We start from the raw sequence: 16,257 nt of genomic DNA, 5'->3' as shown, positions 1-16,257 counted from the left end.
CCGAGCAGGAAGGAAACCTGACCCATGGCCGGCCGACACCCCCGCCGGAGCGTGACGCGGCTCGCGCCGTACGCCTTCATCGCCCCCGCCGTCGCCCTGTTCACCCTGCTGCTGGCGGTGCCGATCGGCTACGCGGTCTACCTCAGCTTCCGCAAGGTCCATGTCTCGGGCCTCGGTCTCGGCCCGGGCGCCCGCAGCGAGCAGTGGGCGGGCCTGACCAACTACACCGCGGCGCTCGGCGACTCCGAGCTGATCGCCGGCACCGTACGGGTTCTTGGCTACGGCCTGGTCCTGGTGCCGACGATGCTCGGGCTCGCCCTGCTCTTCGCCCTGCTGCTGGACGCGGACCACACCCGGCTGCGCGCCTTCTCCCGGATCGCGATCTTCCTGCCGTACGCCGTCCCGGGCGTCGTCGCGACCCTGCTGTGGGGGTTCCTGTACCTGCCGAGCACCAGCCCCGGCTACTTCCTGCTGGACCGACTGGGCATGGAGGGACCGCAGTTGCTGCAAGGCGGCGGGCTGTACGTGGCCCTCGCCAATATCGCGGTGTGGGGCGGCACCGGGTTCAACATGATCGTCATCTACACCTCGCTGCGGTCCATCCCCGGTGACCTGTACGAGGCGGCCCGGCTGGACGGCGCGAGCGAACTGGTGATCGCGCTGCGGATCAAGGTGCCGATGGTGCGGCCCGCCCTGGTGCTCACCTTCTTCTTCTCCATGATCGCCACGCTCCAGGTGTACAGCGAGCCGACCACCCTCAAGCCGCTCACCAACGGCCTGTCCTCCACCTGGAGCCCGTTGATGAAGGTGTACCGCGACGCCTTCACCCGCGGTGACATCTATTCCGCGTCCGCGACCTCGGTGGTCATCGCGGTGGTGACCCTCGTCCTGTCCTTCGGCTTCCTGAAACTGGCCGGCCGCCGCGCGTACGGAGACCACTGACATGACCAGTACCGAGACCCCCGGCGCCGCCCGGGGCGCCCGCCGCGGCGGCTGGCTGCCCACCGTCGTACTGCTGTTCGGCGCCCTGTACGCCCTGCTGCCCGTGCTGTGGGTGGTGGCCGCGGCCACCAAGAGCGGCCGGGAGCTGTTCTCCAGCTTCACGCTGCTGCCGGGCAGCGGGCTGATGTCCAACCTGCGCGATCTGAACGCCTACCGCGACGGCGAGTTCTGGCGGTGGATGCTCAACTCGGCGCTGTACGCGGGTGGCGGCGCCGCCCTGTCGGCGGTGCTGTCCGGCGTGACCGGCTACGCGCTCGCGAAGTACCGCTTCGCCGGGCGGTCGGCGGTCTTCAACATCCTGCTGGCAGGGGTGCTGATGCCGCCCATCGTGCTGGCGGTGCCGCAGTACCTGCTGTTCGCCAAGGTCGGCCTGGCAGACAGCTACTGGTCGGTACTGCTGCCGAGCATCGTCAGCCCGTACGGCATCTACCTCGCCCGGATCTACGCCGCCGGGGCCATCCCCGACGACGTGCTGGAGGCCGGACGGGTGGACGGCAGCGGCGAGTGGCGGCTGTTCCGCTCGGTCGCCCTGCCCATGATGGCCCCCGGGCTGGTCACCGTGTTCCTCTTCCAGTTCGTGGCGGTGTGGAACAACTTCCTGCTGCCCTACATCATGCTCGGCGACGACCGGAAGTTCCCCGTCACCGTCGGGCTGTTCACCCTGCTCCAGCAGGGCGCGTCCGCCCCCGCCCTCTACACCCTGGTCATCACCGGCTCGCTGCTCTCGGTGATCCCGCTGATCGCCCTCTTCCTGTCCCTTCAGCGGTTCTGGCGCCTCGATCTGCTCTCGGGGGCCGTAAAGTCCTGACCAGTGTCACGGCCGCTCCCGCCGTCGATCGACAGGCTGCCGCGGAACCGCGTCCCCGCCCTGGAGGAAGTACCGTCCCATGCCCGCGCAATCCGCCATCCCGCCGTCCGGCAACGGCCGCCCCCGGCCGCCGACGATCCACGACGTCGCGCGTGAGGCCGGTATCTCGCGCGGCACCGTCTCCCGGGTGCTCAACGGCGGGCACAACGTCAGCCCCGAGTCGCTGCGCGCGGTCAACGCCGCCATCAAGAAGACCGGTTACGTGGTCAACCGGCACGCCCGCAGCCTGGTCACCCAGCGCTCGGACTCGGTTGCCTTCCTGCTGACCGAGCCGCAGCAGCGCTTCTTCGAGGACCCCAACTTCGGCCAGCTGCTGCGCGGCTGCACGGCGGCACTGGCCAAGCACGACATCCCGCTGCTGCTGATGATCGCCGCCACCAAGGAGGAACGGCGGCGGATCGGACGGTACATCACCTCCGGTCATGTGGACGGCGTCCTGCTGGTCTCCTCGCACTCCGGCAACCCGATGGTCGAACTGCTCCAGCAGGCCAGGATGCCGGTCGTGGCCTGCGGGAAACCGCTGGGCCAGGCCGCCACTCCGGCGTACGTCGCCGCCGACGACCGGAACGGCGCCCGGCAGATGCTGCACCACCTCATCGGCCTCGGCCGCCGGCGCATCGGCACCGTCACCGGCCCGCTCGACACCCCCGGCGGCGTCGACCGCCTCTCCGGCTACCGCGAGGTGCTCGCCGAGGCGGGCCTGCCCTACGACCCGGCGCTCGTCGTCGAGGGCGACTACTCCCGGTCCGGCGGCGAGGCCGCGACGGCCCGCCTGCTGGACCAGGCCCCCGACCTCGACGCGGTCTTCGTGGCCTCCGACCTGATGGCCGACGGCGCCCTGGCCGCCCTCGCCCGCGCCGGGCGCCGCGTCCCCGAGGACATCGCGGTCGGCGGCTTCGACGACTCGACCTCCGCCGCCTCCTCCCGCCCCGCCCTGACCACCGTCCGCCAGCCCTGGGAGCGGATCAGCTCCGAGATGGTCCGGCTGCTGCTCTGCCTGATCGCCGGCGATCCCCCGGCCTCGGTGATCCTCCCGACCGAACTCGTCGTCCGGGACTCGGCGTAGCGGTACTGCGGTGGCCGCGGGTCATCTTTTGCGGCCGGGTCATCGGGACCGGCCGGGTCACCGACGGCCCGGGTGGACCGCGGGACGGTGAGCGGCCGACCGGCGGGCGCCGACGGCGACGGCGACGGGCGACGGGCGACGGCGACGGGCGACCCGGGACAGACCCGGCCGCCCGCCACCGAAGTCGGGGCCGGTCGGGACCGGCAGCCGCTCGGGGCGGACGACCCGTCAGACGCCTACGACGTCCACCTGACACTCGGGTTGACGTGGCCGGTCCGGTCGAAGACGGCCATGTTGTCCCAGCCGTCTCCGCTGTTGTTGATGTCGGCCGGGTCCCAGCCGTTGCCGGGGACCGCGTACCAGGTCGGTTCCCAGTAGAAGACGCCGATCGCGCCGGCGTTACGGGCGGTGTTCTGCACATCGGTGAAGTTCGCGGCCTGGCCCTGCGGGGTGAGCGGATAGCCCGAGCACCCGGAGGTGACCGAATTGCCGGTGCTGTCGGCGTTCGCCGAGGTGAAGGGGTAGGCCGTCTCGGCGATGACCACGTCCTTGCCGTAGCGGGACTTCATGTCGGAGACGACGCTGCCCATGTTGGACAGCGTGCCGTGCCACATGCAGTAGTACGACAGCCCGGTGATGTCCCAGTTGACGCCCTTCGCCTTGATCCCGTCGTAGAACCAGCGCGCGTTGGCGTCGCTGTCCGCGTCCGCGGTGTGAATGATCACCTGGGTCGCGCTGTTGCACGCCTTGGTGGCGTTGTAGCCCGACTTGAGGAGCAGGCTGAGGTTGGTGAAGTCGTTGTTGACCACCTTGCCGTCGTTCCACAGCATGCCCACGTTGATCTCGTTGCCGATCTGCACGCTGTCCGGTGTCGTGCCCTGGGACTTGAGGCTGTTGCAGACGTCGTAGGTGTAGTTGTAGACGTCCGTCTGGAGCTGGCTGATGCCGTGACCGGCCCAGGCCGCGGGCTTGGCCTGCTTGCCCGGGTCCGCCCAGGTGTCCGAGTAGTGGAAGTCGATCAGCAGCTTGAGGCCCTTCGCCTTGACCGTCTTCGCGTACTGGAGCACCTTCGCCTTGTTGTTGTAGCCACTGGCCGGGTTGTTCCAGACGCGCAGGCGGACATAGTTCACGCCGGCGTCCTTGAGGATGTCGAGCGGGTCCCTGGCCGTGCCGTTCGCGTCGTAGAACTTGGCGCCGAGGTCGAGAGCCCGCTGCGCGGTCGACACGTCGGCCCCGCGCACGCTCAGCGAGTTCGCCGCGGAGGCGCTCGTGGACGTGGTGAGCATGGTCGCCGGCAGGGCGACGGCCGCCAACAGCACGGCGATCTTCGCTCGGCGGCGGGTTTTGTCCATCGTCATTCCGATCTCCATTCGGTGGGTTCGGCGGGACGGACCCGCCGGATCGGATCGGCCAAGGGGGCCGCCTTGGCTCTGTGCACGTTCACATAATTGATGAGCAGCAGACCACGAACGCTTTCCGGATGGGCTTGAGGTGCACCACGCAGCTTCCCGATCGGTAACTCAACTGTCAACAGGAAGTGACCGATCGCCGGGAGGGGTCGTGCGATCCAGATCGGCGAAGCAGGCCCGGTTTCCGTTCTTCCTGCCTGCGCCCCAAAGGAATCAGCCCAGGTCAAAGCCATTCACTAGCAGAGCCAGGTCCATGGGGGTGCCGGATCGGAGACCATCGCGCTCCCCCGCATTCGAACATGATCGAACATCAGATCCCGACAGGGTCCTTGACGGCGTGCCGGAGCCTTCCTACTCTCACATCGGCTGGGAGCGTTCCCATACACCCTGAGCAGATCCGGTTCTCGCGCCCTCCCCGCCGAACACCGGGTCCGCCCGTCCCCCACACCGGAGACCACCGTGGCCGACTCACAGCGGGCGCCCGGTACGGGGTGGCGCCGGCAGCCTTCCGGGGCAGGTGGGTCTGCGGCGGTCCCATGCGGTTGTGTCCTTCCCCTTGACGGGACAAGGGGAAGGGCCTCTAATTTCTGCCCGAGGCTGAGAGCGCTCTCAGCCCACTCAGGCGCCACCCGCGCACAGATGACGGACAACCGTCCCGGACTTCTGCGCCGCGGCCGCGTTCCCCCCATCCACTCATCCGTTGCCCCCGCCCGGCACCAAGTGCCGAAGCGTCACGGAATTCCCCACTGGTCCTGGACGACGGCCGGCTTTCCGGCCATATGCGGCGACGGATTCTCCAAAAGGAGAATGCATGTTCTTCAAGCGAGAACGAGCAGTCCAGGAGGCGCCGGTGACGCCACACCGCCACGGCCTCCGGCGCAGTCAGGCACCTGTGATCGGCTTAGCCGTCGCCGTGCTGGGAGTGGCCGGCCTCGCGGTCAGCGCCTCAAGCGGCGGGGCGGCCGCGGCGGCCGTCCCGGCGGCGGCGCCCGCCGCCGTGGCGGCTCCGCCTGCCGGCTTCAGCCTCACCTGGAGCGACGACTTCACCGGTGCCTCGGGCACCGGGGTGAACGGCACGAACTGGAAGTACGACACCGGTCCGGGGAGCAGTTTCGGTACCGGTGAGATCGAGACGATGACGAACAGTACGGCCAATGTGTACCAGGACGGGAACGGCCATCTGGTGCTCAAGGCCCTGCATTCGGGCACCGACCCGCGGTCCGGCTGGACCTCGGGCCGTATCGAGACCCAGTCCTCGTCCTTCGGCGCGCCCGCGGGCGGTGTGGTGCGGATGGAGTCGTCCATCCAGCAGCCCAACGTCACCACCGCCAACGGCGCCGGCTACTGGCCCGCGTTCTGGATGCTCGGCTCCACCCTCCGCGACGGCGTCACCTGGCCCAAATCCGGCGAAGTCGACATCCTCGAAGACATCAACGGCCGCAGCTCCGTCTTCGGCACCCTGCACTGCGGCACCAACCCCGGCGGCGTCTGCAACGAATCCACCGGCATCGGCAGCGGAGAGCGCGCCTGCGGCGGCTGCCAGACCGGCTACCACGACTACGCCGTCGAAATCGACCGCTCCACCAGCCCCGAACAGATCCGCTGGTACCTCGACGGCAACAACTACTTCACCGTCAAGGCCAACCAGGTCGACGCCACCACCTGGGCCAACGCCGTCGACCACCCCTTCTTCATCATCTACGACCTCGCCATGGGCGGCGGCTTCCCCGACGCCTTCGGCGGCGGCCCCAACGCCAACACCGTCTCCGGCGCACAAATGAACATCGACTGGGTCGCCGTCTACAACAAGGGACCCGGCAGTAGCACGACCGGCGGCACGACGACCGGGGGCACCACAACCGGGGGCACGACGACCGGTGGCACGACCGGCGGCGGGACCACCACGGGGGACTACACCGCCAACGTGACGCGGGTCAGCGCCTCCTCCGCGCAGATCTCGTTCAAGCCGACCACGCCCGCGCAGTACGTGGACGTCCACTACCTGGTCAACGGCGCGAACCAGCAGAACTTCCGGATGGCCAACAACGGCGGCACCTGGACCCAGACGGTCAACGGCCTTTCCTCCGGCACGGTGTTGACCTACTGGTTCACCTACGAGAAGAACGGTCCGCAGTACGACTCCCCGCACTACACCTACACGCAGAGCTGAGATCGGGGAGCGGTACGACACTGACGCACGGCGGGTCCCGCCCGCCGTGCGTCAGCCCTCCCTCGCCACCATCCGGCGACCTGGGACCGCCCGGTCAGCGGCCGTCGGAGGCCGTCGGGGTGCGCTGCCCGGTGGACTCGGCCGGTTGCCCGGCTGCGGTGTCCGGCGGGGTCGCCGCGGTGTACGGGGGCAGCGGCAGCGGCCGGTCGAGCAGGAAGGCACGGAGGGCGGCCTGGTAGATCGCGGGCCGGTCGATCGCGATGGCGTGTCCGGCGCCGGGCACGTACACCAGGGTGGAGTCGGGAAGGGTGCGTTTGTAGTCGTAGGTGACCTCCCACTTCTTGTAGTCGCACTCGCCGCGCATGATGAGCGTCGGCACGTGCGCCGCCCGCAGCCGGGGGCGCGGGTCCGGCAGGTGTTCGGCGTCGTCGATGGTGAACTGGTTGACGTAGAAGCCTGTCCGGTTGTCCGGGAGGCTCGCCGGGGGCCTGCCAGGGCACTGGGCGGCGGGCAGGGAGGCCGTGAGGATCTCGCGGAAGCGCTGGTCGGCCTCCCGGTCTCCGACAAGATGGTGCGCCGCCTCGGGGTTGACCTGCTGGAGCAGCGCCAGGGCGATCATCCGGGGACTGCTGGTGAGGCTGTCGAACCGCCGCTTGGCGTCGGGCGTCAGCCGGTCGAACAACTCACCGGTCTCGCCGTCCGGGAAGGCCCCGTACCAGAGCACACCCGGGGAGCTGAGGACGGCCTTGGCGACCCGGTCCGGGTGCGCGGCCATGTAGTGGGCGGCGAGCGAGCCGCCCCAGGACTGGCCGACCAGGATGATCCGCTCGGCGCCGATCGTCCGGCGGATGGCGTCCAGGTCCGCCACCTGCCGGGCGTCGGTGTACTGGGTCACGTCGCGCAGCCTGCTGGAGCGGCCCGAGCCGACCTGGTCGTAGGAGTAGACGTCGAAGCCGTCGGTGGCCAGCGCGCGTCCGACCTCGGAGATGTCGTCGTTGGCGGTGCCCGGGCCGCCGTGCAGGAAGATCACGGGCGCGGGGTGGGCGGGGCCGGTGGCGGCCGCCTCGCGGTAGGCGATCCGGGAGCCGGTGGGCAGGTTCCAGAAGTGCACGTCCGGCGGCACGGCCTGGTCGGCGGGCCGCGCCATCGGCCGCAGGACGGTCACCCCCGACAGCGCCGCGACCAGTACGGCGAGCACGCCGGCGGAGACCACCGCGGCCCGGCGCCGCCGGACCACGCCGTACAGCGCGTACCCGGGCCACGCCGTCAGGAAGGTGACGCCGAAGAGGGCGGCGAGCGCGGCCGTCACCAGCAGCGGGATGGAGGCGGTGGCGACGGCCGCGCCCAGGAAGCCGGCCACGGCGGCGGCGAGCCCCAGGACCGCGGCCACCAGGAGGAGCAGGACGCCGCCGGTACGGCGGAGGAGTGTCTGTGCCATGAGGACCACGCTAGGAGCGCGCTCGGGCGCGTTCTTCCTGCTCAGGGAGGGGTTCGGTGGGTGCTCGGGGCACCCGGGCGGCGGGTCGCGGCCCCGCCGTGCGGCGGGGTCAGCGGACGCCGGGGCGGATCAGACCCGACTCGTACGCCGCGATGGTGGCGTGGACGCGGTCGCGTACGCCCAACTTGCCCAGGATGACGGCGACATGGTCCTTGACGGTGGCCGCGCTGATGCCGAGCGCCGTCGCGATCTCGGCGTTCGTCCCGCCACGCGCCACCTGGACGAGCACCTGCGTCTCCCGGCGCGTCAGCGCCGCCAGCCGGGTCGCGTCACCGGGGCCCGGCGCGGACGCGAAGTGGTCGATCAGACTCCGGGTCACGCCGGGGTCGAGCAGGGCGTTCCCGGCGGCGACGACCCGTACGGCCTCGATGACCCGCTCGGGCTCGGCGTCCTTGAGCAGGAAGCCGGCGGCACCGGCGCGCAGCGCGGCGAAGACGTACTCCTCCAGGCCGAACGTCGTCAGCACCAGCACCCGGGTGTGCGGAACGGCGGCCGTGATGCGCGCGGCGGCGGCGATGCCGTCCAGCTCCGGCATCCGGATGTCGACCACCGCCACGTCGGGGCGCAGCGCGGTGGCGAGTTCCACGGCGGCCCGCCCGTCGGCGCACTGGCCGACGACGCTCAGGTCGGCCTCGGCGTCGAGCACCGCGGCGATACCGGCCCGTACCACGGCCTGGTCGTCCGCGACCGTCACCCGGATCACGCCGACACCACCTCCGGAAGCCACACGTGGACGGTGCCGTCACCGGTCGCGGAGAGTGTACCGCCGACAGCGTCGGCCATCGCGTGCAGCCGCCGCCGCAGCGACGGCCCGGGAGCGGGCCGGCGGCCGACGACGACCTCGACCCCGTCACCGGCGAAGTGCACGGTGACCAGGGCCTCTTCGGACATCAGCGCCTCCGCCGACCGGTAGGCGACGACCTCGACCGCCGCCGGCAGCGGCCGTACTCGCCCGGTCAGCCGGGTCACCGCGCGGTGCTGCGCGGCCAGTGCGGCGATGCCCGCCACGGTGGGCGGCGGTGTGTCGTCGTCCGCCGCGGGCAGTCCGCGCACCTCGGTCAGCAGGTCGCGCAGCGCGCCCAGGCCGCCGCGCGCCTCGGCCAGGACCCGTGGCAGATCGGCGCGGTCGGCGGCGGCCACCATGTCCGCCACCGGGCGGCGGGCCGTGGCGCGCAGTTCGGCGGCCAGCCGCAGCCGCTCGGCCCGCGTCGCCTCGGCGGCCGTCCGCTCCAGCAGCGCCCGCCGGGCGCTCTCGCCGCCTGCCTTGGCCCGGCGGCGCCCGCCGGCCCGGACCCCGCACGCCCAGACGGCCAGCGCGGGCACCGCGGTCAGCGCGCCGAACACCGCCCAGCCTAGGGCGACTTGCCGTACACCCTCGCTGGCCAGGGCCAGGCCCGCCACGGCGGCGACGGCGACCACCGCGGGCCAGGTGCGCCGCGCGTCCCGGGCGCTCGGCGCCCTGGACGCGACCGAGTGCAACAGGACCAGGTCGCCCCACCAGCACCACAGCAGCAGGTCGGTGGTGTGCGGTGCGGTCACGCCCAGCCGGTCGCACCCGAGCCACAGCAGCAGCCCGGCGGAGGCCGCCGCGAGTCCGGTTCCGGGCGCCGAACGCCGCCGGGCCAGCGGCAGCGCGTGCAGGGCGAGCAGTACGAGGAGCGCGGCATGGCGGGCGGCGCCGGCGCCGGCGGGGAAGACATCCGGGCCGCCGGCGGGCAGCAGTCCCGCACCGAGCGGAACCGCGAAGACGAGCAGCGCGAGGGCGGCGTCCCGTGCGGCCGGGCCGCGCCGGCCGGCCCCGAGGCGGCGTCCCCCGGGGCGTCGCGCGGCGGGGGCCGCGGTCGCCAGGGGCAGTCGCGCCCGGACCCGCCAACCGGCCCCGACGCGGCCCGCCGACAGCCGGCCGCCGCCGGCCGCGACCGCCTCGCGCAGTACGGCCAGACCGCTGCCGCTGCCGAGGCCGGCGACCGGGGTCGTACCGCCGCTGTCGCACACCTCGACGACCAGGTCGACCAGGTCGGCGCGGTCAGCGCGGTCAGCGCGGTCAGCGCGGTCAGCGCGGTCAGCGCGGTCAGCGCGGTCAGCGCGGTCAGCGCGGTCAGCGCGGTCAGCGCGGTCAGCGCGGTCAGCGCGGTCAGCGCGGTCAGCGCGGTCAGCGGCCAGTCGTACCTCCACCTCCACCTCCGCTCCGGCGGCGTAGCGGACGGTGTTCGTCAGGGCCTCACGGACGACACGGAAGGCCAGTGCGGCCACGGCGGGTTCGGCTGCGGTGACCTCGCGGGTGTACCGGACCCCCGGGAAGGCCGCCACGAGCGTGTCGATGTCCTCCAGGAAGCGGGGGACGGCGAGGGCTTCGGCCAGCGCGTCGAGTTCGAGGAGTGCCTGCCGCCCTGCCCGGCCCGCGTGCCCGGTCGCCTCCGCCACCAGGGCGGGACGTCCGAGCCGGAGCGCGGCGGCGGCCGACACGACGACCCCGGTCAGCCGGTGCGCCGCGATGTCGTGCAACTCGGCGGCGAAGCTCAGGCGTTCGGTCCGTGTGGTGTGCCGGAGCAGGGCGGGAGTCCGCAGGACGTACTCGGCGCGCGCGGAACCGACGGCCCGCCGTCGCCGTCGGGAGCGGCCCAGTACCCACACCGCCGCCGCCCCGGCACAGGTCAGCAAGGCCGCGGCGGCCACGATCCGCGGCTCCTCGCCGTGCCACCGCGCGAGGCCGCCGACGGTCAGGGCGACCACGCCCGCCCCGAGCGCGGACACGCCCGCGGTGCGGCGCAGGGCGAGCGAGTGCAGCGCGATGACCACCGCGGCCGTGGTGACCGGCGCGCAGGCCAGGACCCGGGAGACGTCCGCGCCCGCGACGGCGGCGAGCGCGGCGCCCAGGGCCACCGCCGGCGCCGTACGCCGCAGTGCCACCGCGCCGACCGCGACCCCGGTGACGACCGCGACCAGCACTGTCCGGTCCGGGTCGGGCGGCGTGTCCCGACCCGTCACGACGGCGGCCCACCACACGGCTTGAAGGACGACCAGGACGCCCGGCGCCAGCAACTCCGGGCGCCCGCGATCCTCTCCCATGACTGGAGGCTACCGGCCCGCCCGGCCGGCGCCGCCGGACCGGCGGCGGCTGCCGCACGTGGCGGGTGCGACGGGAGCGCGCGTCACACGGCCGGACGCGGGTTCTCGGTCTCGGGGCCCTGTTCCGGGCCGGTGACGACCAGTTGCCCCACCCACAGGTCATCCAGGTCCTCGCCTTTGCGGACCCGGTGGCCCTCGGCTTCCAGGACGGCGGTGATCGCCGTGTTCATGGCCCGTATCGCGGTCTGCCGCGTGCGCACCTTGGGGTCGGTGAGGAGTTGATCGTGGGGGACGGTCAGGAAGTGCGCGTTCAACGACGGATGCGCCCGCCACTCGACGAGGGCGACGGGCGGGTCGCTCGTGTCGTCGACACTGATGTGCGCACCCGCCTCCAGCGAGTGATCGGGGGTCGCGGCGATCGGCAGTCCGGCCCGGATCAGGACAGCGGTGATCTTGTAGGCGAAGAGGTCGTGCGCGATCACACCGGCTCCTTTCGTGGAGGAACGGGGTGCGGGAACGGCCCCGGGCCGGGGGGAGCATATGCGGCCGACCCCAAGTACGCCGGTTACGGGACGAGTTTGGACAGGAGGACCTGTTGGTCGGCCAGGGCGATGGCGAGTTCGCCGGCCGCCGTGGGGTGGAGGGGGGCCTTGCCGGCCGTGCCTGAGCGGCACACGAGCTTCTGCCCTGCCGACCGCGGACCGGAGGAAGGCCGGCCCGTCACATCGGTAACCGCGCTGACCCGCGGTCCTCCTCCTGGTCGACGAGTGGGCGCCAGCTGGTTGCTCCGCATGCATAGGTCCTGACCTGCGGATGAAGGCTTTCTACCAGTCTGGTAGAAACTAGTAGAAGACTGGTAGTAGCACGATGTCGATCACTGGACACTGGCGCGCCGCCCGCCTGGACGAAGAACCTCCTACTAGTCTGGTAGAAACTAGTAGAAGACTGGTAGTTGCCTCCGCCCACACCCACGCCCCCGGCGAGGCACCCCAAGCGCGAACGGAGTTGCCCACCGATGAAGCGCCCACCGACCCCACCCGACGCTCAGGCAATCCTGAAAAATCTGGCCCGGGATAATCCGGAGAAGGTAATCCGAATTCTCACCAACCCCGGCGGTGGACCCGCGGACACCTATCTTCCATGGGATAAGATCAGATTCAAGACACCCCCCGACAGCCTTACCCATGAGGAATGGTGGGCGGCAATCAAGTTCACGCGTCTCCAGATGCGCCGCACGCTTCCACTGGCCGACGTGGAAGGCGTACCGTTCACTTTCGCACTACCCGATATCGTTCTCAAATCACTGGAAGAAGTGAACAGGGACGCGAGTGGGCAAATCGCCGCCAGTGAACAAGTAACGAATCCTGCCACTCGTGATCGCTATCTCATCAACTCTCTTATCGAAGAAGCAATCAACTCAAGCCAACTCGAAGGAGCTTCTACGACCCGTCAGGTCGCGAAGGAGATGATCCGGGCCGGCCGCTTGCCGCGAACGCGCGACGAACGCATGATTGCCAATAACTTTTCCGCCATGCGAATGATCGGCGAATTGCGAAAGGAGAAGCTGACCTCTGAGCTCATCTGCGAGATCCATCGTGTGGTCACCGATGGAACACTGGACAATCCAGAATCATCCGGCAGGTTCCAACTGCCGTCCGAGGATCGAGTCAGCGTATTCGCGGATACGGGCGTCTTGCTGCACACACCGCCACCCGCAGAGATGCTGCCCGAACGGGTGGACCGCCTGTGCGCCTTCGCAAATGCCGAACTCGACGACAGCTATATACCGCCGGTACTGCGTGCCATCACGATTCACTTCATGATCGGATACGATCATCCATTCGAGGACGGAAACGGCCGCACGGCACGCGCATTGTTCTACTGGTCGATGCTCAATCAGGGATACTGGCTGACAGAATATGTTGCCATTTCTTCGATTTTGAAGAACGCTCCGGCGCGATACGCTCGCAGCTACCTCTACACCGAGGACGACGAGAACGACCTCACCTATTTCCACATGTACCAACTGAGCGTGCTGCAGCGCAGCATCGTACAGTTGCACGACTATCTGGCGAGCAAGACACAGGAAGTCCGTGAGCTCCAAAGAAAAATCTCCGGCGCGGTCGACTTCAACCACCGCCAAATTGCACTGCTAAGTTATACGATGAAGCACCCCGAAGCTTCCGTGACCGCACAATCGCATATGTCAAGCCATAACGTGGTGTACGAAACAGCAAGACAGGATCTCATCGGCCTTGAACGGCGAGGCCTTCTCGACAAGCGACGCTCCGGAAAAGCATACGTATGGACACCGGTTGCCGACCTGGAGTCCAGGATTCATAATCTCGACACCGGAGACCAATAACATCAGGCTCAATGAGTGAGCTGTCAGAAGATCCTCTGGCCTGGGCTGAGGGGCACACGCGTGAAGGGCGTGCGGTCCCGCAGAAGAGGCCAAAGCAGCTGCGAACCTGGGGAGTTGGATGATGGCCGCCGCCTTTTCCGCGCGCGGCGACGCGGGTGCTTTCGGTACGGTCATCCAAGCTCACGACGGCCGACCTGGTCCGCTGGGCAAGCTTCTGGCCTCGCATCCCGACTGTCACACCCGCCTGCACCATCTGGCGCCGTACCTGGAGTCACATCGCTGAGCCGGGGCCGGGTGCTTGCGAGCCCCCGGAAGCTCCAAGTACGCCGGTCATGGGATGAGTTTGGACAGGAGGACCTGTTGGTCGGCCAGGGCGATGGCGAGTTCGCCGGCCGCCGTGGGGTGGAGGGGGGCCTTGCCGGCCGTGCCCTGGACGTACGGCTGGCCGGTGCACAGTTCGTGCCCGGCGAAACGCGGCCGCGCGACGGGGAAGCCCGCTGTCGTGGCGCCCTGGTCCAGCACGGTGTTGAGCGCCGCCAGCCGTGAACGCAGGACGTCGACCTTGACCGTGGTGAGCCCCTCACGTTTCAGGCAACCGATGTCCGGGCCGAAGGGGTCGTAGTACTCGTTGATCAGTACGGCCGGGTGCTGCGGCAGCGCGGTGAGCTGGCCCAGCAGCTTGCGGTAGTCGAGGGCGAAGCGGGTCAGCCTGCTGCGGAAGTACGCGTTCGTGGCCCGGTCGTCGCACACCGGGGCTGCGGCGCACAGCCGGGCCAGGTCCGCCCAGCCGACGTCGTTCGCCCCGATGCTGACGATGAGCGCCTGCGCCTTCGTGGCGCGCTGTGCCTCGGCGAGCTGGGGCGGGGCCACATGGTCGCCCACGATCTGCACGCCGAGGATGCCGTCGCGGACGGTGGCGCCGGAGCAGGCCAGGTTGAGCACGTTCCAATCGTTGGTCCCTGACAGCGCCTCGGCGTAGGAATCGGCGCTGCGCTCGCACGCCTTGTCGAGCGCGTCGGGCTTCGGCAGCGGCCGGTTGCCCGTGCCGGCCGCGGTGGAGTCGCCCAGGACGACCACGCGCACCTGGGCCAGCCGCGGGCCCGAAGCGGGCGGGACCGGGGCCAGCGGGCTGCGCCCGACCAGGTCGTCGAGGGAGCGCACCCGGTCCAGGGCGCGCGGGGTGCCGGAGGCCAGCAGGCCGAAGCCAAGCAGGTTGACCACGCAGACCGCCACCACTCCCCCGGCCAGCACACCGGCGGTCCGGCGGGGCGAGGTCCGCCGCAGCCCGGTCACCGCGGCCAGTACGACCAGCAGGACCCCCGCGGCCACGGCCGTCTCCCACAGGGCGTAGCGCACCCAGCCGGATGTGAGTTCGCGGCCCACGGTCAGGGTCAGCTTCCCGTGGCCGCCGGACTCCAGCAGCTCGGCGACCTGCGGGTCCTGGGCGATACGGGTGAGTTCGAGCCGTGGCCGGATGGGCCCGGTGAAGTGCTGCCTGGTGGGGATCGTCTGGCCGAAGAGTTCCAGCTCCCCCGGCCCTGACACCCCGAGACGCGGAGACGCGGCACCCACCCGGACCGTCTGACCGGCGGCCGACACGGCCTGGAGCGGCGTGATCCGCACCGCGAGCCAGGTGGCCGCGAAGGCGAGCAGCAGGATCAGGACCGCGTACAGGGCCGCGGTCGCCAGCCGCCTCGGCCAAGGACGTGCCACAGGATCTCCTTCCACGGACCATCGTCCGCCAGGACGCCGCGCCCCGCTCCCGGGCGCGCGGCGCGTTCTGACGTCATGTCCGGTGCCGTGCCTGGTGGGGGTGGTGATGGACCGGGACTTCGGGGCGCCGCTTGCCGGTGGGCATGACCGGGTGCCGCCCGAGGACGAAGACGCCGGTGACCGCCGCGACGACTCCGATCATCTGCAGGGCCAGCGCGCCGGGCGTGGTGCGCAGCTGGTCGTTGAGGAAGCCGATGCCGCAGGCGATGCCGCTCAGGGGTTCGGCCGCGCTCAGGGCCGGCAGGGACAGGCGCAGCGGCCCGGCCTCGAAGGCGCTCTGCACCAGGAGCAGACCCACGATCGCGAGGGCCACGACGGTCCAGGGCTGCCACGAGACGAGCAGTCCGGTGATTCCCCGGTCGCCGATGATCCCGCCGGAGACCCGGGTGAGGGCGTCCTGGAGGCCGTAGAGGATGCCCGCCGCGGCGGCCAGCAGGGGTGGACGCCGCAGCAGTCGCAGGCGCTGGGAGACGAGGACGAGGAGCCCCGCCGTTCCCACCACGCAGGCGATCACGAGCCAGTGGCGCAGCGCGCCGACGTGGCCATGGCCTCCGTGCGGGCGGCCCGCCAGGATGAAGGCCGCCACTCCGCAGCTGAGGGCGAGCGCTCCCAGCCACCCCGACCATCCCAGCGGCTGGACGCCCCTCCACCGGGCCAGCGCCATCGCGAACAGCAGGTTCGTGGTGAGCAGCGGCTCCACCTGGCTCAGTTCGCCGTGGGCCAGCGCCAGCGCCCCGAGGATCTGGCCCATGACCATGCAGCCGATACCCGCCAGCCAGAGCGGGACACGGGCCAGGTCCAGCAGGAGCCGGAAGGACAGCATCATGGACAGCGGTTCGCGTTCGGCCGCCTGTTGCTGGAGCACGAAGCCGAAGCCGAGCAGACACGCGGCGGGAAGGCTGAAGAGGTAGACCACGGTGTGCCATCCTCCTGCCGCGACCACGCCGAGGATTGTCAACGGCCGTACCCCGGGCGGGTCGGTTCCGCAAAGACACACGTGCGGCCTATCGCCGGGCCTGCGGACGCCCGCCCGGCCC

Annotated in this window: 12 protein-coding genes; 5 read left to right on the top strand and 7 right to left on the bottom strand. The window is 70.6% G+C overall.

Annotation, left to right across the window (positions count from 1 at the left end):
- The first annotated feature begins 24 nt into the window (after window positions 1-24).
- The 3 genes from OHA30_RS25185 to OHA30_RS25175 all read left to right on the top strand — a co-directional run bounded on the left by OHA30_RS25185 (window position 25) and on the right by OHA30_RS25175 (window position 2,936).
- Window positions 25-942: a carbohydrate ABC transporter permease gene (locus OHA30_RS25185; RefSeq protein WP_328916151.1), complete on the top strand. Its 918-nt coding sequence runs from the start codon at window positions 25-27 to the stop codon at window positions 940-942.
- Between the two features lies 1 nt (window position 943).
- On the top strand, window positions 944-1,810 hold the full coding sequence (locus OHA30_RS25180) for a carbohydrate ABC transporter permease (protein ID WP_328916150.1): 867 nt from the start codon (window positions 944-946) through the stop codon (window positions 1,808-1,810).
- Window positions 1,811-1,889: 79 nt separating this feature from the next.
- Window positions 1,890-2,936 (top strand): LacI family DNA-binding transcriptional regulator, encoded by a 1,047-nt coding sequence (locus OHA30_RS25175; protein WP_328916149.1) that lies wholly within the window; start codon window positions 1,890-1,892, stop codon window positions 2,934-2,936.
- 236 nt (window positions 2,937-3,172) lie between these two features.
- Here OHA30_RS25175 and OHA30_RS25170 read toward each other — a convergent pair whose 3' ends face one another.
- Window positions 3,173-4,294 carry a glycoside hydrolase family 53 protein gene (locus OHA30_RS25170; RefSeq protein WP_328916148.1) on the bottom strand — a complete coding sequence of 374 codons (1,122 nt, stop codon included), beginning with the start codon at window positions 4,292-4,294 and terminating at the stop codon, window positions 3,173-3,175.
- A 943-nt stretch (window positions 4,295-5,237) separates the two neighbouring features.
- Between OHA30_RS25170 and OHA30_RS25165 the strand changes: the two genes are divergently transcribed.
- Window positions 5,238-6,515, top strand: coding sequence for a glycoside hydrolase family 16 protein (locus OHA30_RS25165; protein WP_328916147.1), 1,278 nt, complete (start codon window positions 5,238-5,240; stop codon window positions 6,513-6,515).
- A 94-nt stretch (window positions 6,516-6,609) separates the two neighbouring features.
- Here OHA30_RS25165 and OHA30_RS25160 read toward each other — a convergent pair whose 3' ends face one another.
- The 4 genes from OHA30_RS25160 to OHA30_RS25145 all read right to left on the bottom strand — a co-directional run bounded on the left by OHA30_RS25160 (window position 6,610) and on the right by OHA30_RS25145 (window position 11,564).
- The gene (locus OHA30_RS25160) at window positions 6,610-7,953 is read right to left on the bottom strand and encodes an alpha/beta hydrolase (protein ID WP_328916146.1); all 1,344 of its coding nucleotides are present in this window, start codon (window positions 7,951-7,953) and stop codon (window positions 6,610-6,612) included.
- 109 nt (window positions 7,954-8,062) lie between these two features.
- Window positions 8,063-8,740, bottom strand: coding sequence for a response regulator transcription factor (locus OHA30_RS25155; protein WP_328916145.1), 678 nt, complete (start codon window positions 8,738-8,740; stop codon window positions 8,063-8,065).
- Window positions 8,713-11,082 (bottom strand): sensor histidine kinase, encoded by a 2,370-nt coding sequence (locus OHA30_RS25150; protein ID WP_328916144.1) that lies wholly within the window; start codon window positions 11,080-11,082, stop codon window positions 8,713-8,715. Before OHA30_RS25150 ends, OHA30_RS25155 begins: the two co-directional genes overlap by 28 nt.
- An 83-nt stretch (window positions 11,083-11,165) precedes the next feature.
- Window positions 11,166-11,564 (bottom strand): hypothetical protein, encoded by a 399-nt coding sequence (locus tag OHA30_RS25145; protein WP_328916143.1) that lies wholly within the window; start codon window positions 11,562-11,564, stop codon window positions 11,166-11,168.
- A gap of 533 nt (window positions 11,565-12,097) precedes the next feature.
- Between OHA30_RS25145 and OHA30_RS25140 the strand changes: the two genes are divergently transcribed.
- Window positions 12,098-13,447: a Fic family protein gene (locus tag OHA30_RS25140; RefSeq protein WP_328916142.1), complete on the top strand. Its 1,350-nt coding sequence runs from the start codon at window positions 12,098-12,100 to the stop codon at window positions 13,445-13,447.
- 330 nt (window positions 13,448-13,777) lie between these two features.
- Here the strand turns inward: OHA30_RS25140 and OHA30_RS25135 are convergent, their stop codons facing one another.
- Both OHA30_RS25135 and OHA30_RS25130 read right to left on the bottom strand, forming a co-directional pair.
- Window positions 13,778-15,160, bottom strand: coding sequence for an SGNH/GDSL hydrolase family protein (locus OHA30_RS25135; protein ID WP_328916141.1), 1,383 nt, complete (start codon window positions 15,158-15,160; stop codon window positions 13,778-13,780).
- Window positions 15,161-15,233: 73 nt separating this feature from the next.
- A complete protein-coding gene (locus OHA30_RS25130) occupies window positions 15,234-16,163 on the bottom strand; it encodes a DMT family transporter (RefSeq protein WP_328916140.1) in 930 nt (309 codons plus the stop codon).
- Window positions 16,164-16,257: the final 94 nt, after the last annotated feature.

This window comes from Streptomyces sp. NBC_00223 (assembly GCF_036199905.1).
In the GTDB taxonomy this organism is placed as follows: Bacteria; Actinomycetota; Actinomycetes; order Streptomycetales; family Streptomycetaceae; genus Actinacidiphila.
The sequence above is the reverse complement of the archived record's forward strand: the minus strand, read 5'-3'. Positions and strand labels throughout refer to the sequence as shown.